The organism is Frigoribacterium sp. CFBP 8759 (genome assembly GCF_014841655.1).
Taxonomy (GTDB): Bacteria; Actinomycetota; Actinomycetes; order Actinomycetales; family Microbacteriaceae; genus Frigoribacterium.
Genome location: NZ_JACYUH010000003.1, coordinates 715,120 through 738,421 on the forward strand (window position 1 = coordinate 715,120; position 23,302 = coordinate 738,421).

Genomic DNA, 23,302 nt, shown 5'->3' on the forward strand with positions numbered 1-23,302 from the left:
CCCCAGGCAACACCCCGGGTCGCGGCGACCACTCAGTTGCCGCTAAACTCGTCGAGGCTCCTCACGCGGCGTCATCCAGGCCAATTCCCCCAGGGCAGAAATGCAGCAAGGGTAACCGGGCTCTGACGGGTGCGTGAGGGGTCATTTCTCTTTTGGGGGCCGAAGGCCCCGTGGCCCCCCTTCGTGGGGTGCGCGATCCGCGCGATGCCCCCTATGCTCGGCATCACGACGAGACCGAACCAGCTCGTCGGGAGCGATCAACCACCGCTCCGGCCGCACCCCTCACCACGGTGTGACCACGCGCGACGGCGCCGTCGCACCCGCACCACACGATCAGGATCAGGACCGATGAGCCCCTCACCACGGCACGTCAGCAGCACCCGCACCAGGCGAACGAGCCCGCGCACCGCGCGGTAGTCCCGTTCGCCTCGCCGTCGTCCCCGGGCGGCGACGCGGCGACGACACAACAGAACAGCAGCACCTCCCGCCTCACCAGCGGGAGTTCTTCGGATCAGGCGGCGGGCTCGTCCCGTCAGGAAGAGGCACACCCATGCGAAGCCAGACGATCGAGCGTCCCCGGCGCTCCCACGCGTCCCGCGCACTGAAGGCGACGGCGGCCGCCGTCGTCGCGGCGGTCGTCGGCGCGCTCGTCGTCGTCGTCCCCGCGCAGGCGGCCACGACCGACCGCAGCGAGGCCGAGGCGTCGCTCGTCGGCGGAACGGGCATCGTCGCGCTCGACCAGGTCGCCGCACTCGGCGGGGCCTACTCGGCCTTCGGCACCACGCAGAACCCGCCGACGTCGCGCAACCCGCTGAACCTCACCGCCGTCAACGCGCTCACGGTCGGTCTGGGCAACGGCATCCGCCTCCTCGGGGGCAACGGGCTGCTCACCCTCGGCGTCGACGGTCAGTACGCGAACGCCACCGCGACCGGCGCCACCGCCTCGGCCGGTCTCATCGCCCAGGACGGCTCGATCGCCGTCGGCGACGGCAGCCCGGCCCAGCAGACCACCCTCCGTCTCCAGCCGCTGCTCGCCCAGGTGCCCGCCACGCAGGGCGTCCTCAGCGACGTGACCCTGCAGCTCGGCGCGCTCTCGTCGCAGATCACCCAGCAGCGGGGCGCCACCGCCACCACGCCCACGACGGCCTACCAGGTCGCCGGTGCGGAGTTCACCCTGACCAGCCCCGCCGTCCAGGGCGTGACCTCGTCCCTCCGCTCCACGGTCGGCGGCCTGGGGACGGCGGTCAACGGGGTCGCCGGCAGCACCGCCGTCAGCGGCCTCGCGAACTCGATCACCGGCCCGCTCACCACGGCCGTGAACGGCCTGCCCCTCGGTGGCGCCGTCACGCTCGGCCAGCCAACGGTGAACGTGCAGGCGACCGTCGACCTCGACTCGACGATCTCGGCGGAACTCGCCCGTCCCCTGACCAGCGGGCCGGTGACCATCATCCCCAGCACGGGCCAGGTGGTCATCGACCTCGACGCCCTGAACGGTCTGCCCGCGAACACCGACCTGCTGCGTCCCGCGACCATCACCGCGATCACCGCCGGCATCACCGACATCCTGCAGAACCAGCTGCCCACCAACCTCGTGGCCGCCGTGGACGACGCGATCCGCGCGACCCAGGTGACCGTCGACCTCGCCGTCGCACTGCGCATCCAGTTGGCCGTCGTCGGCGTGAACGAGACGTTGAGCACCCGCACCGTGACCACCCTCGGCGCGCTGCTCGACGGTACCGTCCAGCCGGCCGCCACGACCGTCACCGGGTCGGGTCTCGTCGGTGCTCTCGGCGCCACGGTCCTCCGGGGGGCCCTCCTCCCCGTCGTCGGCACGCTGCTCGGCAGCGTGGGCGGCCTCTACTCGCCCCTGGTGGACGGCACGGCGCTCGCCGCCACGACGACCAGCCTGCGCACCACGACCGCCGCGGTCGTCACGACCCTCGCGCCTCTCACGACGCTGCTCAACCAGCTCGTCCGCGTCACGATCAACGCCCAGGACGGCGCGGGCTTCCGCGACGGCCGAGGCACCGACGCCGGCTCGAGCTCCGTCCACGCGGTCAGCCTCTCGGTCCTCCCGCTGGTGAACGCGTCCCGGGTCGACCTCGCGACCTCCACCGTCCGCGCCGCGGCCCTCGCCCCCCTCAGCATCGCCACGCCCACCGCCGGGCAGGTGTTCGTCGTCCCGGCCTCCCCGGGCGCCACGCGCAGCGTCGTGCTGACCGGTGCCGGCGAGCCCGGCGCCACCGTCACGGCCGACCTCGGTGCCGGTCTCACGGGCACCGGCACGGTCGCCGTGGACGGCAGCTGGAGCGTGACCGTCGCGAACGTGCCCGCAGGGGCCTACAGCGCCTCCGTGACCCAGGCCCTCGGCACCGCGACCACCGGCCCCGTCACGCGGGACTTCACCGTCGTCGCGCAGCAGCCGCTCGTCGTCACCACGCCCACCGCCGGACGCGTCTTCACGGTCCTCGACGCCGACTCCACGACCCCCGTGATCGTCTCGGGCACCGCGACCCCCACGGCCACCGTCGCCGTCGACCTGGGCGGCGGCCGCACGGCCACGGCTCTCGTCGCCGCGGACGGCACCTGGTCGACGACCGTCCCGGGCGTGCCCGTCGGCGGCTACACCGCGTCGGTGACCCAAGCCCTCGGTGGAGACGTCTCCGCCGCCGTGACGCGCGCCTTCAGCGTCGTCGCCGGCACGGGCCTGACCATCACGAGCCCGACCTCCGGCACGCAGTACCGTCTGCCCGGAGCCGACTCCACCCGTGACGTCACCGTCTCGGGTGCCGGGCAGGCCGGTGCCCCGGTCGCCGTCACCCTCGGCGGCGGCCGCGACCTCACCACGACGGTCGCCCCCAACGGCACCTGGTCCGTGACCTTCCCGGCCCTGCCGGTCGCCACCTACACGGCCACCGCGACGCAGACGGTGGGAGGCGCGGTGTCCGCCCCGCAGACCACCGACTTCACCCTCGTGGCCGCGACCGGCGTGACGATCTCGACGCCGGCGCCCGGTGCGACCCTCACGGTCGCCGACGCCACCTCGACCACCCCGGTCACGGTGACGGGAGCCGCCGAGCCGAACGCCCCCGTCCGCGTGGACCTGGGCGACGGCTACGTGGCCACGACCACGGCCGACGCCACGGGCGCCTGGTCGGCCACCGTGTCGTCCGTGCCCGTCGGACCCCGGACGATCAGCGTCACGCAGACGGTCGCGGGCGTCGTCTCGGTGCCGGTCACGCAGCCGCTGACGGTCGCCGCCGGTGCGCCGCTCGACATCCTCGCCCCGGCCGAGGGCACCACGGTGCGCGTCGCCGACAGCGCCTCCTCGTCCACGCTGACCGTCTCGGGCACCGCCCAGGTCGGCGCCGACGTCCGCGTCGACCTCGGTGACGGCCTCACCGGCCGGGTCACGGCGGACGCCACGACCGGCGCCTGGTCGGTGGACGTCGCCGGCGTGCCCGTCGGTCAGCGCACGATCTCGGCGACGCAGACCGTCGGCGGCACCGTGTCGCCTGCGCAGACGCGCGTCGTGACGATCGTCGCCGGGACCCCGGTCGCCATCTCGACGCCGGCCCCCGGGGCCACGATCCCGATCGTCGGCGGCACCACGGCCGACGTGACCGTCACCGGCACGGCCGACCCGGGGGCGACCGTCACGGTCGGCCTCGGCGCCGGCTTCGAGGTGCCTGCCACGGTCGACCCCGCCACGGGCGCCTGGACCGCCGTCATCCCCGACGTCCCCGCCGGTGTCCGCACGCTCGGTGCGACTCAGACCCTCGGCGGGACCACCTCGGCACCGGTGACCCAGCCGCTGACGATCGCGCAGGGCACGCCCCTGGCCGTCACGGCACCGCTCGACGGCGCCGAGTACTTCGTCCCGGGACCGCAGGACACGACGCCCGTCGTCGTCTCGGGCACGGGCCAGGTCGGGGCGACCGTCGAGGTCGACCTCGGCGACGGCCTCGTCGGCCAGGTGGTCGTCCCGGTCTCGGGCCAGTGGTCCGTCGCGGTCGTCGGCGTCCCGGTCGGTCCGCACACGGTCTCGGTGACCCAGAGCATCAACGGCTCCACCTCGGACGCCGTCACGCGGGACGTCCTGGTCAGCGTCGGCGGCGACGTCGTCATCACGGCGCCCGTCCCCGGCACCCAGCTGGTGGTCGCCGACGACCAGGGGACCGCTCCGGTCACCATCGCGGGCACCGGCGTGGCCGGTCTGCCCGTCACCGTCACGGTGGACGGCGTCGACCAGGCCCCGGTCGCCACCGACGCGCAGGGCGCCTGGTCCCTCGTCCTGACCGGGGTCGCCGTCGGCGACCACGTCGTGGGCGCGAGCCAGCAGCAGGGCCCCGACCTCCTCGAGGCCGAGCCGACGGACTTCTCGGTGGTCTCGGCCGAGGCCGACCTCTCCATCACCGCACCCGGTGACGGCGACGTCGTCACGGTCGCCGGCGCCGACAGCACCACCGCCGTCGTCGTGACCGGGACGGCCTACCCCGGTGCGTCCGTCGAGGTCACCCTGGCCGGCGTGGTCGTCCCGACGACCGCCGGGCCCGACGGGCTCTGGTCCGTCACGGTTCCGGGCGTCCCCGTGGGTGACCAGGTCGCCTCCGCGACCCAGACGGTCGGTGGCACGACGACCACCGAGCCCGTCACCCGGGCCTTCGAGATCGTCTCCGGGGCCGACGTGGTCATCACGACGCCCGCCGCCGACATCCGCTACGTCGTCGCCTCGCCCGCGGCCACGCAGGACGTCCCGGTCGCCGGCACCGCCCAGCCGGGCGCACGGATCACCGTGACCCTCGACGGCGCCGAGGTCGGCAGCACCCTCGCCGACCCCGTCACCGGGGCCTGGGCGGTCACGCTCGTCGGCGTCGGCGTCGGAGAGCGCGTCCTCGGGGCCTCACAGGCGGTGCGGGACACCGTCCAGCAGGCCGACACGCGCGTCGTGACGATCGACCCGGCCGCCCCGCTGACCATCGTCGCCCCGGCCGACGGCGTCCCGATCGTCCTCGCCGACCCGTCCTCGACCACGACGCTCGTCGTGTCGGGCCAGGCCGAGCCGGGCGCGGTCGTCCGCGTCGACCTCGGCGACGGCTTCACCGACACGGTCACTTCCGGCACCACGACGGGTGCCTGGACGGTGTCCTTCGCCGGGGTGCCCGTGGGCACGCGGACCGTCACCGCCACCCAGACGGTGGGCACCTCGGTCTCGGCTCCCGAGACCCGGGTGGTCCGCATCCTCGCCGGCGACCCCCTCGTCGTCCTGACCCCCGCCGACGGTTCCGTCGTCGACGTGGCCGGGCCCGAGGTCGTGACCACGGTGACCGTCTCCGGCACCGCCGCGGCGGGAGCCACGGTCGACGTGGTCCTCGATCCCGCGACGGGCGCCGACCTCGCCGCCACGACGACGGCCGACGCGGCCACGGGCCGGTGGTCCGTGGACGTCCCGGGCGTGCCCGTGGGCGCGGCCGACCTGTCGGTGACGCAGAGCATCGGCGGCACCACCTCGCCGGCGCAGGAGAGCTCGTTCGAGATCCGCGCGGCCGCCCCGGTCGTCATCGTCGACCCGGACGACACCGTGTTCACGGTGCTCGACCCGGCCGGCACCGTGGACGTCCCCGTCTCGGGCACGGCGTCCCCTGGCGCCCCGGTCTCGGTCCGACTGAACGGGGGAGCGGCCGTCACCACGACCGCCGACCCGACGTCCGGCGACTGGTCCGTCCTCTTCGCCGACCTGCCGACCGCCGTCTACCAGGTGACGGCGTCGCAGACCGTGGCCGGCACGACCTCGACCCCCGTCGCGGCCGGGTTCCGGATCGTGGTCGGTCCCGGGTTGGAGGTCCTGCAGCCCGAGCCCGGTGACGTCGTGACCGTCGCCGACGCGACCGCCTCGACGGCCGTCACGGTCAGCGGCACGGCCGCACCCGGGGCGACCGTCCGCGTCGACCTCGGCGTCGACCTCGTGGCCTCGACGATCGCCGACCCGACCACCGGCGCCTGGAGCGTCGTCGTGGCCGGCGTCACGGTCGGCGAGCGCACGCTCACCGCCACCCAGGCGCTCGGCACCTCGGTGTCGCCCGCCGTCACCCAACCCCTCTCGGTGGTCTCCGCCGCCGCGGTCGTCATCGAGGCCCCGGCCGTCGGGACCGTCGTGGCGGTGGCGACGCCGGACGCGACGACCGACCTGGTCGTGTCGGGCACGGCCGAGCCGGGCGCCTCGATCGCCGTCGACCTCGGCGACGACCTGACCGGCACGGTCACGGCCGACGGCACGACCGGCGCGTGGAGCGTCACCGTGCCGGGCGTCCCGGTCGGCGACCGCACCATCGCGGTCACGCAGACCGTCGACGGCTCGACCTCGACCCCGGTCACGCGGGACGTGTCGATCGTCGTGGCCCCCGCCGCGCCCGCGATCGTCACCCCCGCCCCCGGTGCGACGGTCTCCCTGCTCGACCCGGCCGGCACCACGTCGGTCGTCGTCTCGGGCACCGGTGAGCCCGGCGCCACCATCGCCGTCTCGCTCGGCACGGGCCTCACGGCCGGCGCCACCGTCGGGCCCGAGGGTGACTGGCAGACGACCGTCGACGGAGTCCCCGTCGGCGACTACACCCTGACCGCCACGCAGACGATCCGAGGCGCGACCTCGGCCGCGGCGACGCAACCGTTCACGGTCGCGGCGGCAGCGGGTCTCGTCGTCGACCGGCCCACCGACGGCACGACGGTCGTCGTGCTCGCCGCGGGCGACACCGCCCCGGTGGTCGCGTCCGGCACGGCCCAGCCCGGAGCGACCGTCACGGTCGACCTCGGTGACGGCCTGGTCGGGACCGTCGTGGCCGACCCGACGACCGGCGCCTGGAGCGTCACGGTCGACGGCGTCCCGGTCGGCGACCGCACCGCCTCGGTCACCCAGACCGTCGACGGCGTCGTGTCGACCCCCATCACGCGGGACGTGTCGGTCGTCGTGGCCGCCCCGGTGACGATCACCTCGCCGCCCGCCGGGTCGTCGATCGTCGTCCGTGACGCCGACGACACCACCGACGTCACGGTTACCGGCACGGGTCAGCCCGGCGCCACGGTCGTGGTCGCGGTGGGCGACGACCTCTCCGAGACGACGACGGTGACCCCCGAGGGCACCTGGACCGTCACGGTGGGCGACGTGCCCGTCGGCTCGTACCCGGTCGTCGTGACGCAGACGGTGCCGGCCGGTTCGACGACTCCCGCCACCCAGCAGCTCGACGTGGTGGTCGGCACCCCGGTCACCATCACCGAGCCCGCCCCGGGTGCCACGGTCGTCGTCCTCGACGGCCGGACGACGCCGGTCACGGTGTCGGGCACCGCCCAGCCCGGCGCGACCGTCACGGTCTCGCTCGGTGGCGACCTGACCCAGGCCGTCACGGCCGACCCGACGACGGGGGCGTGGACCACGACCTTCGACGCGGTGCCGGTGGGTGCCGGACCGATCTCGGTGGTGCAGCAGTACGGCACCGTCACGACGGTCCCCGTGACCCAGCCCTTCGCGGTGGTCGCGGCAGACCCGATCCGGATCACCGACCCGGCGACGGGCACGCGCCTCCTCGTGCCGTCCGCCGCCTCGACGGTGGACCTGCCGGTGTCCGGTTCGGCCCAGGCCGGCGCGACCGTCGCGGTGACGCTCGACGACGGCACGGCCGTCACGGTCGACGTGGACGACGACGGCGACTGGTCGACCACCTTCGCGGGGGTCGGCGTGGGCGAGCACGTGGTGTCCGCGACGCAGACCGTCGGCGGGGTCGAGTCGGCTCCGGTCACGACCACGGTCGTGGTCGAGGCCGCCGCGACGCTCACGATCACGGCACCGACCGACGGCCAGCAGTACCAGGCGGGCGACGCCGGCACCGCGCCGGTCGTCGTCCGTGGCCAGGGGCAGCCGGGCGCACCCGTCGCCGTCACGGTCGACGGGGGAGACCCCGTCACCACGACGGTCGACGCCTCGGGCTCGTGGCAGGTGCCGGTCGTGCTCGGCACCGGGACGCACACGGTCTCGGCCGTGCAGACCATCGGAGGCGCCACGAGCGCTCCCGTCGAGGTCTCGGTGGTCGTCGTGCCCGTCCCGGCCGACCCCGCCGCCGCGCCCACCATCACCTCGCCGGCCGACGGACAGCTCGTCGTCGACACCGACGGTGACGGCTTCGTCGACCTGCCGGTCACCGGAACGGGCGAGCCCGGAGCGACCGTCACCGTCTCCGTCGGCGGCATCACGCAGACGGCCACCGTCACCGACGGGGGCACCTGGTCGGTGACCCTGCCGGCGGTCCCGGTCGGCACCCGCACCGTGATCGTCGAACAGACGGTCGGCGGCGTCGTCACCGGCAGCGCGTCGGTCGACGTCACCCTCGCCCCCGCGGCCGAGGTCGCGCCGCTCGTGGTCACCTCGCCCGAACAGGGCTCGATCCTGCCGGCGGGCACGGCGGGGACGGCGGACGTCCTGGTCGGCGGTTCGGCCCAGCCGAACGCCTCGGTGGCCGTCAGCATCGACGGCGGCCTCCCGGTCGTGGTCGACGTGGACGCCGACGGCGCCTGGTCCACCACCCTGGTGGGGGTCGAACAGGGGCAGCACACCCTGTCCGTGACCCAGACCGTGGGAGGCGCGGTGTCGGCCCCCGAGACCGTCGTGTTCACGGTCTCGCCGGCCGCGAGCACCGACGCCGTCGTCATCACCTCGCCGGCACCCGGCGCGTTGATCGCCGACGTCGACGGGAACGGCCTCGAGGACGTCACGGTGACGGGCACCGGCACACCCGGTGCGCTCGTCACGGTGGATCTCGGCGGCGGGCCGACGCAGTCGGCGACGGTCGGGGCCGACGGCACCTGGGCGGTCGACTTCACGGACGTCCCGGTCGGCGCCTACGTCGTCACGGCGACGCAGACCGCGGACGCGGGCACGACCACGGTGAGCCAGGACCTCCTGATCGCCTCGGTCGACCCCGTGGTGATCACCAGCCCGGTGGCCGGCTCGGTCCTGCAGGCCGGAACCGGCGGCACGACGCCCGTGACGGTCGTCGGGACGGCGGAACCCGGTGCCACGGTGACGGTGCAGCTCGACGACGGCACCGCGCAGGTCGTCCAGGCCGACCCCGGGACGGGGAGCTGGACGGTCGTCCTCGCGGGCGTCGCCGTCGGACCCCACGTGGTCGCCGCGACCGAGACGATCGCGGGCGCCACGTCGGCCCCGGTCACCACCGGGTTCACCGTCGCGGCGGCCAGCGGGACCCCGGGCACACCGGGCGACCCGGGAACTCCCGGGACGCCCGGGACCCCGGGTACCCCTGGCACCCCCGGCTTCCCGGGTCTGCCCGGATCGGGTGGCGGCACCGGCACCGGCACCGGCACCGGTAACGGCACCGGCACCGGTGGGGGAGCGGTCCCGACCGGCTCCGTCTCGGGCCTGGCGTACACGGGGTCGGACGCCCTCGGCTGGTTCTCGCTCGCGGCCTTCGCCTTGCTGATCGGCCTCGGCCTCGTGTCGGCGACCAGGGTCCGCCGTCGCGCGAGGGGGTCCGCCGAGTAGTCCACCCCGGCCGGGAGCCGCACCCGAGGGCCCGTCGACACGACGGGCCCTCTCGTGCGCCCGGGGCGCCGCGAGGGGCCCTCGACGGCGACTCCCGCCGTCGACCGTTGTCGGTAGCCCCGACTACTCTTGCTCTGTGGTCACCGCCCTGTATCGCCGTTACCGGCCAGAGAACTTCGCCGAGCTCATCGGGCAGACGCAGGTGACCGATCCGCTCCGCACGGCACTCCGCACCAACCGCGTCAACCACGCCTACCTCTTCAGCGGGCCGCGCGGTTGCGGCAAGACGACGTCCGCGCGCATCCTGGCCCGCTGCCTCAACTGTGCCCAGGGCCCGACCGACACCCCGTGCGGCGTCTGTGCGTCGTGCGTCGAGCTCTCACGCGACGGCGGCGGCTCGCTCGACGTCATCGAGATCGACGCGGCCAGCCACAACGGCGTCGACGACGCCCGCGACATCCGTGACCGGGCCGTGTTCGCCCCGGCTCGCGACCGCTTCAAGATCTTCATCCTCGACGAGGCCCACATGGTCACCCCGCAGGGCTTCAACGCCCTGCTGAAGGTCGTCGAAGAACCGCCCGAGCACGTCAAGTTCATCTTCGCGACCACCGAGCCCGACAAGGTGATCGGCACCATCCGGTCGCGCACCCACCACTATCCGTTCCGCCTCGTGCCCCCGGCCCAGATGCTCGAGTACGTCCACGAACTCTGCGAGAGCGAGTCGGTCGAGGCCGCCCCGGGCGTGCTCCCCCTCGTGGTCCGTGCCGGCGGCGGGTCGGTGCGCGACACCCTTTCGCTCCTCGACCAGCTGATGGCCGGCAGTGAGGACGGCGCCATCCAGTACGAGCGCGCCGTCGCGCTGCTCGGGTACACCCATGCATCGCTGCTCGACGACGTCGTCGAGGCGCTGGGCGCCCGTGACGGCGCCGCGGCGTTCGCTGCGGTCGACCGCGTCGTCCAGACCGGGCAAGACCCTCGGCGGTTCGTCGAAGACCTGCTCGAACGCCTGCGCGACCTCATCGTCGTCGGAGCGACCGTCGAGGGTGCCTCGGCCGTGTTGCGGGGCGTCACGGCTGACGAGCTCGACCGTCTCGTGCACCAGTCGCACGCCTTCGGCGCCGCGGAGCTGTCGCGCTCGGCCGACGTCGTGAACCGCGCTCTCACCGACATGACCGGGGCCACCTCGCCGCGGCTGCACCTCGAACTGATGATCGCGCGCGTCCTCGTCCCCGAGAGCGACCAGACCGGCCGGGGCGCCCTCGCCCGGGTCGAGCGCCTCGAACGACGCGTCGGGGTCGAGGGCTCCGGCTCCGGTCCGTCCGCCGTGCCCGGTCCGTCCGCTGCCCCGTCGACGCAGGCGGCTGCCCGGCCGGCCGAGGTCCGGACGGCGGGTCGATCGACGCCTCCCGTCGCCGCGTCGGCCCCGTCCGCGTCGGCCCCGTCCGCGTCGGCCCCGTCCGCCTCGCCCGTCGAGGCCACGCCGTCGACCGAGGCGGCCGGTGGCCCGTCGGCCGTCGAGAGTGCGACGGCGTCCTGGGCGACGGCCGCTCCGTCGACCTCTGCCACCCGGGCCGACCAGGCCGACTCCGCGACGCCGACCGAACCCGCGCCTCCGTCCGCACCGCACTCGGCCGCGTGGGCACAGACCCCCGACACCGGCCAGGCGTCCGGGAGCGGCGCGGCTCCCGTCACGCTCCAGCAGTTGCGTGACAGCTGGCCCGAGATCGTCGAGGTCGTCCAGAAGGCGCGGCGCACGGCCTGGATGGTCGTCGTCACGGCCACCGTCGTCGACTTCGTCGACGACGTGCTGACGCTGGCCTTCCCCAGCGCCAACGACGTCGAGAGCTTCAAGCGGCCGCAGGGCGCGGCCGAGGGCGTCAGCGAGTACCTGCGACGCGCGATCGTCGACGTCCTCGGCGTCAAGGTGAAGTACATCGCCCGCGTCGAGGGCGACGGGCCCGCGGGCCCGACCCCCACGGGTGCACCCGTCGACGCCGTCGCCCCTCCCGCCACGTCGGGTGCGCCGCGAGAGACCGGCCGGTCGACCACACCGGCGCCCGAGGCCGGACGCCAGCCGTCCGGGCCCGCGTCTCCGGGGTCGGCGCCGTCCGAGACGGGCCGGGCCACGGCCCCCGCCGCGACGTCGTCGACGCCCGAGGCCTCCGCGTCGCCGGCGCCGAGCCCGTCCCTGGCTCCCGCGCCGGCTGCGGCGCCCGAGGCCGCCGCGCGGTCCGGCGCCCCGGCGCCCGCGTCGGCGGGGCGGTCCGGCGCTCCGGCGTCCGCGTCCGCCGGGCGGTCCGGCGGCTCGACCCCCGTCACCGGGTGGGACGTCGCCCCCATCCCGCAGACCCCGCCCCCCGAGCCCGACGAACCCGAGCACATCACCGAAGAACCGCCCGGCGGCGTCCCGACGGTCGACGCCGCGCCTCCTCCGCCCGAGGTCGACGTGCCCCCGGCTCGCCCCGCCGCCGCCGCCCCGTCGCCCTCCACAGCGGCCACCAGCACACCGACCGCCTCCGCCGGTGCGGGTCCGTCGGTGGCCGAGCGTCGCGCGGCGACCGGTGACCCGCGCCGGGGCATCCCCACCGGGTCGCGCTACGGCGAGGCCGTCGTGCGCGAGATCCTCGGGGCCCAGTTCATCGAAGAAGAGACGATCGCCCCCCGGGTCACGCCTCAGAGAAGCGAGTAGCGCGTGTACGAAGGCATCGTCCAAGAGCTGATCGACGAATTCGGTCGCCTCCCCGGCATCGGGCCCAAGTCGGCGCAGCGCATCGCGTTCCACATCGTGCAGAACGAGTCCTTCGACACGTCACGCCTCGCCGAGCTGCTCGTCGACGTCAAGACCAAGGTGCGTTTCTGCGAGATCTGCGGCAACGTCAGCGAACAAGAGACGTGCAACATCTGCCGTGACCCGCGTCGCTCGCCCGCCACGATCTGCGTCGTCGAAGAGGCCAAGGACGTCCAGGCCATCGAGCGCACCCGCGAGTTCCGCGGTCTGTACCACGTGCTCGGCGGGGCGATCAGTCCCATCGACGGCATCGGTCCCGACGATCTGCGCATCCGCCAGTTGGTGCAGCGTCTCGCCGACGACACCGTGCAAGAGGTCATCATCGCCACCGATCCCAACCTCGAGGGCGAGGCGACCGCGACGTACCTCTCCCGGATGCTCGCGCCCTTCGGTCTCCGGGTGACGCGACTGGCCTCGGGGTTGCCCGTGGGCGGCGACCTCGAGTACGCCGACGAGGTCACGCTCGGCCGCGCCTTCGAGGGCCGCCGGCTCGTCTCCGAATGACGACCCGCGCCTCCTGAACCCGTCCGGCGCGCGCCTGCCCGTCAGAGGCGGGCGCGCCGTGCCCGAACGGCGCAGTACACACCGTAGGCCATGAGCCCCAGGGCGACGGCCGTCAGCACCACCACGCCGAACGGGAGGGCCGCGAGGGCCTTCAGCGCGCCGTCGAGCCCCGTGGCCTCGCTCGGGTCCGAGGTGACGGCCGCGACCGCGAACAGCACGCCCACCACGCCCAGGGCGATCCCCTTGGCCACGTACCCCGTGACGCCGAGGGCGACCGTGCCCCGTCCCGCCGCACCGCCCGGCAGCGTGAGGTCCTCGCGGAACTTCTGCTTCACGCCCTTCACGACGAAGTAGGCCCCGATCGCCACGATGGCGAGCGCGACGACGACGAGGAGCACGACGCCCCCGGGTGCGGAGAGCAGCCGGGCGCTGAGCGTCTGGGTCTGCCCCGAGCTGTCCGACGACGAGCCCCGGGCGAAGGTGAAGGCCGTGAACCCGACGGCGAGGTAGGCGACGCCCTTGCCGCCCTCCTTCGCGCGCTCGGCCCAGGCGTCCTTGTCCGTCCCGCGGACGAGAGCGGCTTCGAGCAGCTGGAAGAGGCCGAGGCCCCAGAGCCCGACGACGATCAGCCAGAGGAGGAAGACCCCGCCCGGGCGGGACGCGAACTGCCCGAGGGCACCGCCCTGGTCGGCCTCTCCTCCACCTCCGAACGCGACGCCGAGGGCGATCACGCCGATCACGACGTGGAGCAGGCCGTTCATGGCGAAGCCGACGCGGGCGGCGGTCGTGAGGGCGCGGCTGTCCTGGAGGCGGCTGGCGGCGCCGCGGGCCTGGTCGGTGGTGTCGGGCATCGGTCCACCGTAGGGGAGAGGCGCCGATGACGCCCCGCGACCGACGTACGTCACACGCTCTCGACACCGAATAGAATCGTCGGACGCAGGCGTGAGCCGTCCTCCGGCGCGCCCAGTCCCCCTTCTCAGGAGTCACCGTGAGCTTGATCGTGCAGAAATTCGGCGGGTCGTCCGTCGCCGATGCCGAGAGCATCAAGCGCGTCGCCAAGCGCATCGTCGAGACGCGGAAGGCCGGCAACGACGTCGTCGTGGCCGTCAGCGCGATGGGCGACACCACCGACGAACTGCTCGACCTGGCCAACGAGGTCAGCCCGCTGCCCGGCGGTCGCGAGCTCGACATGCTGCTCACCGCGGGCGAGCGCATCAGCATGGCCCTGCTCGCCATGGCGATCCGCAGCCTGGGCGTCGAGGCTCGCTCGTACACGGGCAGCCAGGCCGGCATGATCACCGACGCCCAGCACGGCAAGGCCCGCATCGTCGACGTGACGCCCGGACGGGTGCGGGACGCGCTCGACGCCGGGTACGTGGCGATCGTCGCCGGCTTCCAGGGGTTCAACCGGTCCACGGGCGACATCACGACCCTCGGTCGCGGCGGCTCCGACACGACCGCCGTCGCCCTCGCCGCGGCGCTCGACGCCGACGTGTGCGAGATCTACACCGACGTCGACGGCGTCTTCACGGCCGACCCCCGCGTCGTGCCCAAGGCCCGCAAGCTCGACCGCGTCACGAGCGAAGAGATGCTCGAGCTCGCCGCCGCCGGGTCGAAGGTGCTCTACATCCGTGCCGTCGAGTACGCCCGGCGTCACGGGGTCACCCTGCACGTCCGCTCGTCGTTCAACAACAACGAGGGAACGCTCGTCGTCAACCCGAAAGAGGGAGAGAACGTGGAAGAACCCATCATCAGCGGGGTCGCGGGCGACCTCAGCGAGGGCAAGATCACCGTCGTCGGCGTCCCCGACGTCCCGGGCAAGGCCGCCCAGATCTTCCGCACGGTCGCCAAGACCGGTGCCAACATCGACATGATCGTGCAGAACGTGTCGGCGGCGTCGACCAGCCGCACCGACATCTCGTTCACCCTGCCGAAGTCCGAGGGTGCCGTCGTGCTCCAGGCCCTCGAGTCCGACCGGGCCGAGATCGGCTTCGAGTCCCTGCAGTACGACGACCAGATCGGCAAGCTGGCCCTCGTCGGCGCGGGCATGCGCACCAACGCCGGCGTCTCGGCGCGGCTGTTCACGGCCCTCTTCGAGGCCGGAATCAACATCGAGATGATCTCGACCAGCGAGATCCGCATCTCGGTGGTCACCCGGGCCGACACCCTGAACGACGCCCTGCGCGTCGTCCACACGGCCTTCGGCCTCGACGCCGAGGTCGACGCCGTCGTCCACGGCGGCACCGGCCGCTGACGCGACCCACCACCCGAGGAGGCGCGCGCGGCCACCGCACCGCGCCTCCCGACCCGGCTCCCACCGGGCCAGGACCCGCACCACCGAACCCCAGGAGGCACCCATGGCCGAAGGACTGCGCGTCGGCGTGATCGGCGCGACCGGACAGGTCGGCAAGGTCATGCGCACGCTGCTCGACGAGCGCGACTTCCCGATCGCCGAGATCCGCTTCTTCGCCACCGCCCGGTCGGCGGGCACGACCCTGCCGTTCCGCGGTGTCGACATCGTGGTCGAGGACGTCGAGACGGCCGACCCCGCGGGTCTCGACATCGCCCTCTTCTCGGCGGGCGCGACGGGCTCGCGGGCCCACGCGCCACGGTTCGCCGCGGCCGGGGCACTGGTCATCGACAACTCGAGCGCCTGGCGCATGGACCCCGAGGTGCCCCTGGTGGTCAGCGAGGTCAACCCCCACGCCCTCCGCGAGGCGGTCAAGGGCATCGTCGCCAACCCCAACTGCACGACCATGGCGGCCATGCCCGTGCTGAAGGTGCTCGACACCGAGGCCACCCTGCAGCGCCTGATCGTCAGCACCTACCAGGCGGTGTCGGGCAGTGGACTCGCCGGCGCCGACGAGCTGCTGCAGCAGACCCGTGCCGCGATCGAGGGCGACACCATCGGCCTCGTGCACGACGGTCGCGCGGTCGACTTGCCCGAGCCGGTCACGTACGTCCGTCCCATCGCCTTCGACGTCATCCCGCTCGCGGGCAGCATCGTGGACGACGGCACGAACGAGACCGACGAAGAGAAGAAGCTGCGCAACGAGAGCCGCAAGATCCTCGAGCGCCCCGACCTGCTGGTCAGCGGCACGTGCGTCCGGGTGCCGGTCTTCACGGGGCACTCGCTCTCGATCAACGCCGAGTTCGCCTCGGACATCACGGCGGAGCGCGCGGAAGAACTCCTGCGCGACGCCCCCGGGGTGGTCCTCACCGACGTCCCGACCCCGCTCGAGGCGGCGGGAGCCGACCCCAGCTTCGTCGGCCGCATCCGGCACGACGAGGGCGTCCCCGGTCACCGTGGGCTCGCGTTCTTCATCAGCAACGACAACCTCCGCAAGGGTGCGGCGCTCAACGCCGTGCAGATCGCCGAGCTCGTCGCCGCCGAACGCGCCGTCGCCTGATCCGTCGACGCCGGTCGCCCGAGGGGTCGGTGATGCGTCGCACCCCGGTCTCTCGACATCGAGACACCGGGGTGTCGTGCTCCGGCGGCCACCCGGGGTCGCCGAGGGGGCCGGGCCTAGACTGACGTCGTGACCGATGCGAAGAAGCCCGTCGACGTAGCCCTCATCGGGGCAGGCATCATGAGTGCCACCCTCGGTGCCATGATCAAACAGCTCGAGCCGAGTTGGACGATCCAGATCTACGAGGCGCTGGGCGACGTCGCCCTCGAGTCGAGCAACCCCTGGAACAACGCGGGCACGGGCCACTCCGCCCTCTGCGAGCTCAACTACACGCCCGAGCGCTCCGACGGCACCATCGACACGTCGAGCGCCGTCAAGGTCAACGAGCAGTTCCAGGTGTCGCGGCAGTTCTGGTCGTTCCTCGTGGCCGAGGGGGCTCTGCCGCAGCCGGACGCCTTCATCAACTCGACCCCGCACATGAGCTTCGTCTGGGGCGAGAAGAACGTCGAGTACCTCCGCAAGCGCCACGAGGCCCTGCGCGAGCACCCGCTGTTCCAGGGGCTCGAGTTCAGCACCGACGCGTCCGTCATCCGGTCGTGGGCACCGGTCCTCATCCCGGGACGGGCGAAGGGGCAGCCGATCGCGGCGACGCGCATCGCCGCCGGCACGGACGTCGACTTCGGGTCCCTCACGCGCCTCCTCCTCACCTACCTGCAGGGCGAGGGGGCGATCCTCGAGGTCGACCACCGCGTCACGAACCTCACGAAGCTCGCCGACGGCACGTGGCGGGTGGCCCTCCGCAAGCAGGTCGGTGGCACGCCGACGACCGTCGACGCGCGCTTCGTCTTCGTCGGCGCCGGTGGGGGAGCGCTGCACCTGCTGCAGAAGTCGGGCATCGACGAGATCAAGGGCTTCGGCGGGTTCCCGGTCAGCGGCGAGTTCCTCCGTTGCGACGATCCCGCGATCGTCGGCAAACACCAGGCCAAGGTCTACGGCAAGGCCGCCGTCGGCTCGCCCCCGATGTCGGTGCCGCACCTCGACACGCGCGTCGTCGACGGGCAGGCCAGCCTGATGTTCGGGCCCTACGCCGGTTTCAGCCCGAAGTTCCTCAAACACGGCTCGATGTTCGACCTCTTCGCGTCGATCCGTGCCCACAACCTCTACCCGATGATCCGGGCCGGGCTCGCCAACCTCTCGCTCGTCAAGTACCTCGTGGGGCAACTGGCGGCGAGCAAGCAGACCAAGTTCGAGGCGCTGCGCGAGTTCATGCCCGACGCCGACCCGAAGGACTGGTACCGCATCACGGCCGGTCAGCGGGTGCAGGTCATCAAGAAGGACCGCAAGAAGGGCGGGGTGCTGCAGTTCGGCACCGAGGTCATCACGGCGGGCGACGGCACCATCGCGGGCCTGCTCGGTGCGTCCCCCGGGGCGTCCACGGCCGTGCCGATCATGCTCAGCGTGCTCGAGCGGTGCTTCCCCGACCGCATCGCGTCGTGGAAGCCCCGGCTCAACGCCATGATCCCCACGTACGGCGACGACCTCTCGTCCGACGAACGCCGGGCCGCGTCGACCATCGGGGCGACCGCCGAGGCGTTGCACATCCACGCCTGACGCCTCGCCCCGGGCCTCGCGTCCCCGTGCTGCGGGCCTGGGGTTGACCCTGGTTCGAACATGTGTTCGAATGGGGGAATGCGATGGTCCGAGCAAGCGGTCGACACCGAGAACGCCTCGGCGCTGCCCGGTCTGGCGCGATTGAACAACCTGATCACCTCCGTCACGACGCCCGAGTTCGCGGGGGTGACGTTCCACGAGGTGGTCGCGAAGAGTGCCCTCAACCGTGTGCCGGGTGGCGATTCGGCCCTCCCGTTCGGGTGGACGATCAATCCCTACCGGGGCTGCAGCCACGCGTGCGTGTACTGCTTCGCCCGCCCCACCCACGAGTACCTCGACCTCGACGGCGGCGACGACTTCGACCGGCAGATCGTCGTCAAGGTCAACGTCGCCGAGGTGCTCGCGCGTGAGCTCCACCGCCCCACCTGGCAGCACCACCCGGTCGCGCTCGGCACGAACACCGATCCCTACCAACGCGCCGAGGGCCGGTACCGGCTCATGCCCGGCATCATCGCCGCCCTCGCCGACTCGGGCACGCCCTTCAGCATCCTGACCAAGGGCACGTTGTTGCGGCGCGACCTCCCCCTGCTCGCCGAGGCGGCGCAGCACGTGCCCGTCGACCTGGCCATGTCGATCGCCGTCCACGACGACGACCTGCAGCAGTCGGTCGAGCCGGGCACGCCGACGACGGCGGCCCGCCTGGCCACCGTCTCCGCGGCCCGAGAGCTGGGGCTGTCCTGCTCGGTGTTCATGATGCCCGTGCTGCCGTACCTCACCGACGGCCTCGACCACCTGCACGCCGCGCTCGCCGCCGTCCGCGACTCGGGCGCGTCGAGCGTCATGTACAGCGCCCTGCACCTCAAGCCCGGGGTCAAAGAGTGGTGGTTCGCCTGGCTCGAGCGTGAGCACCCCGAACTCGTGGGCAAGTACCGTGCGCTCTTCGCCCAGGGCACCTACGCCCCGACGGGGTACCGCTCCTGGCTGGCCGCCCGGCTACGGCCCCTGCTGCGCGAGTACGGCCTCGAGAAGGGGCGGGCCGACCCGGCCACGGGGTCGATGCGTTCCGCCGCACTCGACGACAGCGCGCGTTCCCTCCGACTGATGGGCCTCAACGGCACCGGCGCGACCCCGGCCGCCGGGACGGGCGGCCTGGCGGGCATCCCCGACCTGGCCGTCGGTGCCGGTGCCGGTGCCGGTGCCGGTGACTCCGCGGTCCCGCGCGCCCTCATCGCCCACGAACTGCCGGGCGGGGCCCGATCACAGCCGCGACTGTTCTGAGCCTCCGAGGGCCAGAGGTCATCGGCACGGGGTGTTGTGCCCCGCTCGACCAGAACGGGGCACAAGAAGAAGCGCTCTGCCTGCGCGACACCCGCCCTGGCCCCACATGTCGGGGTACAGCCCAGGTCCGGCTTCTGTCATGATCTGTCCTGACCACGAACGAGCCGAGGAGGCCCCATGCTGCTCGGCCTCCCTGCCCACCTGGCGCCGACGGCGCTCGGCGACTCGGTGTCGAGGGCCTGCCACGCGATCGCGGCCACCGTCCTCGCGGCGGCGGCTGCCCTCCTGCTCACGAAACAGGCCGCCACGCCCGATCTGTTGCTCTGGCCCGCTCTGGTCTCGCTCCTCCCGATGGTCGTCCTGCTCGTCGTGGTCGACCGCACGCGGTCCACGACGGCCCACCTCGCCTACCTGATCGTCGGGACCGCCGCCCTCTACTGGTACGCCGTCACCCTCTTCTCGCAGGTCGCGGCGGTGCAGGCGTCGGACGCGTTCTCGCTCTCGTTGCCCAAGATCGCCCTCATCATGGTCGGCAGCACCGCCGTCGGGCCCCGCCGGGGTCTCCTCTGGACTGCGGCGGGTTACGCGGCGGGCGAGCTCGCCACGCAGCTGGCGACCTGGCACACGGGGGCCTCCCTGCGGCTCGACGTGACCGCCCTGCTGGCCTTCGTCCTGGTCGCGGTGGTGACCGGTCACGCCGAGGCGTCGCGGGGACGCGCGCGGTCGGCTCAGCCGCGGCTGCACCGGTCCGCACTCGAGCAGCAGGTGCAGGGCATCCGTGTCGACATCGAGCAGCAGGCCGCGGCCCTCGTCCACGACACGATCCTCGGGCATCTCGCGGCCGTAGCCACCGCCCGCCCCGGTCCTCTGTCGCCCGACACCGCGCGGTCGATCGCGGCCGATCTCGAGCTCCTCGTGGGGCGCGACTGGCTCTCACCGGGGTCGGTGCCCTCCGAGGCCGCCGTGACGGCCGCCGACGGCTGGGAGGCCAGCCGACTGCACGCGGCCGTCGAGCAGTCGCGATCGGGCGGCCTCGAGGTGGCCGTGACCGGCGACGTCTCGGCCGTCGGTCGCCTCGACCCCGTCACCGGGGACGCCCTCGGCCTGGCGGTCGCACAGTGCCTCGTGAACGTGAGCCGCCACAGCGGGGTCGACCGGGCCGAGCTCGTCGTCTTCGGCGACGGCACCGACCTCACCGTGATGGTGATCGACGACGGAGTCGGCTTCGACACGGCGGCGGTGGCCCCCGACCGTCTCGGACTGACGGCGTCGGTCGAGGGCCGTCTCACACGCGTCCACGGTCACGTGCAGGTCTGGTCGTCCCCCGGCAGCGGGACGTCGATCGTCCTGCGGGTCCCGTTCGCCGCCGGGGCGCCGGTGGTCGGCGACGTCGCCACCGAGGACGGGGTGCCCGCGTGACCCTCCCCGCCCCTCCTCGTGCCCTCGGGCGCGCCTCCGATCGATCACCCCAGCAGGTCGACCCCCTCGGCGCCCTGGCGGCCCGACCGATCACCTTCGGGGCGGCTCTCGCCGCCCTGCTCGTCGCCGTGGTCGGCACGCTGCTGCGGGCCTCCGACGTGTCCTCGCCGGGGGCCGCGGTCGGTGCACTCGTCGCCGTGGCCGCGGGTGGCGTCGCACTCGTCGTGTCGGCCGGCCCCTTGCGGGCACCGTTCGGGCCGCGGGCGCTCTGGTGCGTCGCCGCGACGTGTGCGGTGGCGGGTGTCCTGTCCGCCCTGGCCACCTCCGGCAGCAATCCCTTCGTCCGGGACGACTGGGCGGGGATCGTCTCCGGGGTGCTCCTGCTCGGGGTGGCACCGTACCGCTCGGCACGCGAGATCCTCGCCGCCGGAGGCGCCGTGGCCGTGGTCCTCGCCCTCGTGGTCCTGGTCGAGGCGCCCGGTTTCGTCACACCGGTGCCCACCGCGTCGTACGTCGTCGTCGCCCTCACCCCGTTGCTCGCCCTGACCGCCGCGTCGGCGACCTTCTCGGGGGTCTTCGTGGCCCATGTCGAGGGGTGGGTCTCGCGGGCCACGGGATTCCGCAGGGCCAGCACCGACGACCTCAGGGTGACCCTCGCCCGGTCGGTCCAGCAGGACCGTGTCACCGTCCTCAACCGCGAGGTGGTGCCGTTCTTCGCACGGCTCGTCGAGTCCGGCCGGATCGTCGAGGGGGACGCCGACGAGGCCCGGCGCGTGGCCGACGCGTTGCGCGCCTCCCTGGTGGCCGACGCCGACGCGACGTGGCTGGCCCGGCGACTCGCCGCGCCCGGCCGCCGGGTGCCCGCCGAGGTCGTCGACCCCGACCGGCTCGCCGATCTCCTGGGCCCCGGGCACCGCACCGCCCTCTGGGCCCTCGTCGCGACGGTGGACGACGTCGAGGCCGCCGACGTCCGCTCGCTCCGGGTCCTGCTCGAGGCCGAGGAGGCGCGGGTGGGCGTCACGATCGAGCTCGCGTGCCGGGCCTCGGCCGTCGCCGCACGACGGTCGCTCGCCCCCTGTCTGACCGTGCTGCGCCTCGTCTCGGGCGACCTGCGGGTCGACCGGGCGCCGTCGCTTCTGACACTAAGGTTTTCTTATGACCAGCACTGAGCCGAGCGGCCGCTCGTCCCACCGTCCGGGCTTCGGGAGGCCCGTCGCATCACCTTCCTGGGCCACCGTCGGCCCGGGTTCCGAGGCACCGCCCGCTCGTCGCGTCCGGCTCGCGATCCTCGACGACCACGAGGTGCTCCTCGACAGCCTCAGCAGCTGGATCAACGTCAACGCCTACGACTTCGACCTCGTCCTGACGGCTCACACCTGGCTGCAGCTGGTGCACAGCGACAACTTCCCGACCGACCTCGTCTTCCTCGACTTCCAGTTGAAAGAGCCCGTCTCGATCGAGGCCCGCGTGCGCACCTGCCGGGCCGCCGGGGCCAAGGTCGTCGTGCTGTCCAGTCTCGACACCCGCGAGTCCCGCGAGCGTGCCCTCGAGGCGGGAGCGTCGGCGTTCCTGTCGAAGACCCTGCCCATGCGCGAGGTGATGGACGCGGCCCGCCAGGTCATGGGCGTGGCCCGAGACAACTCCCCGCAGCGCGACTGGCGTCCCCTGCCGGCCGGCGCCGCGAACCAGACCCGGCCCAAGCTCAGCGCCGGCGAGGCCGAGGCGTTCCGGTTGTACGTCTCGGGCTTCAGCACCAACGAGGTCGCCGCGCAGATGAACGTTCAGTACGAGACGGCGAAGACCTTCCTCCGGCGCGTCCGCGAGAAGTACGCCAAGGCCAACCGTCCGGCCAGCAAGAAGTCCGAGCTCATCCGTCGGGCCGCCGAAGACGGTTACCTGCAGTAGTGGCCAAGCTCTACTTCCGCTACGGCGCGATGAACAGCGGCAAGAGCACGGCTCTGCTGCAGGCGGCGTACAACTACGAAGAACGCGGTCAGCGGGTCCTGCTCGCCAAGCCGGGCGTCGACACCAAGGGTGACGACGCCATCGTCTCGCGGCTGGGCGTGACCCGGGCCGCGGACGTCACCTTCGCCCCCGACGACGAGGTCCGCCAGGTCTTCTCGGCCCGCCGCGACGCCGTCCGGGCCGAGACCGGGTCGAGCCTGGCCTGTCTGCTCGTCGACGAGGCGCAGTTCCTGGCGCCGCACCAGATCGACGACCTCTTGCGCATCGCGATCCTCGACGACGTCCCCGTACTGGCCTACGGCATCCGGACGGACTTCCGCACGGTGGCCTTCCCCGGTAGTCGGCGACTGCTCGAGGTGGCCCATTCGCTCGAAGAGCTCAAGACGATCTGCCGCTGCGGTCGCAAGGCGGTCTTCACGGCGCGCACGGTCGGTGACCGCTTCGTGTTCGACGGCGACCAGGTCGCCATCGACGGTCAGCAGGTGACATACGAGTCGCTCTGCGGTGCCTGCTATCTCGCCGAGTCCGGCGGCCGCCTCGCCTGACCGGTGTCGCCCGAGGGCGAACCGGCGAAGCGGCGAACACGAGAAGAAACCGGCCCTACCCGAAGGTGGCGCCGATTCGTGTCGCCCTCAGGGCGAACCAACGAGCACAGAGAAACAAATGGCTCCACCCGAAGGTGGAGCCATTTGTTTGTGGTCGGGGTAGCGGGATTCGAACCCACGACCTCCTCGTCCCGAACGAGGCGCGCTACCAAGCTGCGCCACACCCCGATGT

The 23,302-nt window shown here is 73.3% G+C and carries 12 protein-coding genes, 1 tRNA gene and 1 other RNA gene; 12 read left to right on the forward strand and 2 right to left on the reverse strand.

The window, feature by feature from the left end; translation table 11 throughout:
• Positions 1-52: 52 nt before the first annotated feature.
• The 4 genes from ffs to recR all read left to right on the forward strand — a co-directional run bounded on the left by ffs (position 53) and on the right by recR (position 12,842).
• Positions 53-149, forward strand: an RNA gene (gene ffs / locus IFT79_RS13485) — signal recognition particle sRNA small type.
• Positions 150-550: 401 nt separating this feature from the next.
• Entirely contained in the window at positions 551-9,550 is a 9,000-nt protein-coding gene (locus IFT79_RS13490) for a choice-of-anchor G family protein (protein ID WP_192124690.1), read from the forward strand.
• A gap of 136 nt (positions 9,551-9,686) precedes the next feature.
• Positions 9,687-12,239 carry a DNA polymerase III subunit gamma and tau gene (locus tag IFT79_RS13495; protein ID WP_192124691.1) on the forward strand — a complete coding sequence of 851 codons (2,553 nt, stop codon included), beginning with the start codon at positions 9,687-9,689 and terminating at the stop codon, positions 12,237-12,239.
• A gap of 3 nt (positions 12,240-12,242) precedes the next feature.
• A complete protein-coding gene (recR, locus tag IFT79_RS13500; RefSeq protein ID WP_043595550.1) occupies positions 12,243-12,842 on the forward strand; it encodes a recombination mediator RecR in 600 nt (199 codons plus the stop codon).
• A gap of 41 nt (positions 12,843-12,883) precedes the next feature.
• Here the strand turns inward: recR and IFT79_RS13505 are convergent, their stop codons facing one another.
• Positions 12,884-13,693, reverse strand: coding sequence for a DUF1206 domain-containing protein (locus IFT79_RS13505; protein ID WP_192124693.1), 810 nt, complete (start codon positions 13,691-13,693; stop codon positions 12,884-12,886).
• Between the two features lie 137 nt (positions 13,694-13,830).
• Here IFT79_RS13505 and IFT79_RS13510 point away from each other — a divergent pair, with 137 nt between their 5' ends.
• From IFT79_RS13510 to IFT79_RS13545, 8 genes are all read left to right on the forward strand, one after another.
• Positions 13,831-15,096, forward strand: coding sequence for an aspartate kinase (locus IFT79_RS13510; protein ID WP_055971466.1), 1,266 nt, complete (start codon positions 13,831-13,833; stop codon positions 15,094-15,096).
• Positions 15,097-15,199: 103 nt separating this feature from the next.
• Positions 15,200-16,252, forward strand: a complete 1,053-nt coding sequence (locus IFT79_RS13515) for an aspartate-semialdehyde dehydrogenase (RefSeq protein WP_173151274.1) — start codon at positions 15,200-15,202, stop codon at positions 16,250-16,252.
• A 129-nt stretch (positions 16,253-16,381) separates the two neighbouring features.
• Positions 16,382-17,863, forward strand: a complete 1,482-nt coding sequence (locus IFT79_RS13520) for a malate:quinone oxidoreductase (RefSeq protein ID WP_192124695.1) — start codon at positions 16,382-16,384, stop codon at positions 17,861-17,863.
• A gap of 78 nt (positions 17,864-17,941) precedes the next feature.
• Positions 17,942-19,141 carry an Rv2578c family radical SAM protein gene (locus IFT79_RS13525; protein ID WP_192124697.1) on the forward strand — a complete coding sequence of 400 codons (1,200 nt, stop codon included), beginning with the start codon at positions 17,942-17,944 and terminating at the stop codon, positions 19,139-19,141.
• A 177-nt stretch (positions 19,142-19,318) separates the two neighbouring features.
• The gene (locus IFT79_RS13530) at positions 19,319-20,560 is read left to right on the forward strand and encodes a sensor histidine kinase (RefSeq protein ID WP_192124699.1); all 1,242 of its coding nucleotides are present in this window, start codon (positions 19,319-19,321) and stop codon (positions 20,558-20,560) included.
• Positions 20,557-21,729, forward strand: coding sequence for a hypothetical protein (locus IFT79_RS13535; protein ID WP_192124701.1), 1,173 nt, complete (start codon positions 20,557-20,559; stop codon positions 21,727-21,729). The genes IFT79_RS13530 and IFT79_RS13535 overlap by 4 nt, the downstream gene beginning before the upstream one ends.
• A complete protein-coding gene (locus IFT79_RS13540; protein WP_082460304.1) occupies positions 21,716-22,465 on the forward strand; it encodes a response regulator transcription factor in 750 nt (249 codons plus the stop codon). The genes IFT79_RS13535 and IFT79_RS13540 overlap by 14 nt, the downstream gene beginning before the upstream one ends.
• Positions 22,465-23,070 (forward strand): thymidine kinase, encoded by a 606-nt coding sequence (locus IFT79_RS13545; RefSeq protein WP_056046465.1) that lies wholly within the window; start codon positions 22,465-22,467, stop codon positions 23,068-23,070. Before IFT79_RS13540 ends, IFT79_RS13545 begins: the two co-directional genes overlap by 1 nt.
• Positions 23,071-23,221: 151 nt before the next feature.
• Here IFT79_RS13545 and IFT79_RS13550 read toward each other — a convergent pair.
• Positions 23,222-23,298 (reverse strand) — tRNA-Pro (locus IFT79_RS13550).
• Positions 23,299-23,302: the final 4 nt, after the last annotated feature.

Bases quoted from the DNA above. Each gene is read 5' to 3' on its own strand.
- IFT79_RS13490 (WP_192124690.1), top strand. From the start codon at position 551: ATGCGAAGCCAGACGATCGAGCGTCCCCGGCGCTCCCACGCGTCCCGC.
- IFT79_RS13505 (WP_192124693.1), bottom strand. From the start codon at position 13,693: ATGCCCGACACCACCGACCAGGCCCGCGGCGCCGCCAGCCGCCTCCAG.
- IFT79_RS13515 (WP_173151274.1), top strand. From the start codon at position 15,200: ATGGCCGAAGGACTGCGCGTCGGCGTGATCGGCGCGACCGGACAGGTC.
- IFT79_RS13525 (WP_192124697.1), top strand. From the start codon at position 17,942: ATGCGATGGTCCGAGCAAGCGGTCGACACCGAGAACGCCTCGGCGCTG.
- IFT79_RS13530 (WP_192124699.1), top strand. From the start codon at position 19,319: ATGCTGCTCGGCCTCCCTGCCCACCTGGCGCCGACGGCGCTCGGCGAC.
- IFT79_RS13540 (WP_082460304.1), top strand. From the start codon at position 21,716: ATGACCAGCACTGAGCCGAGCGGCCGCTCGTCCCACCGTCCGGGCTTC.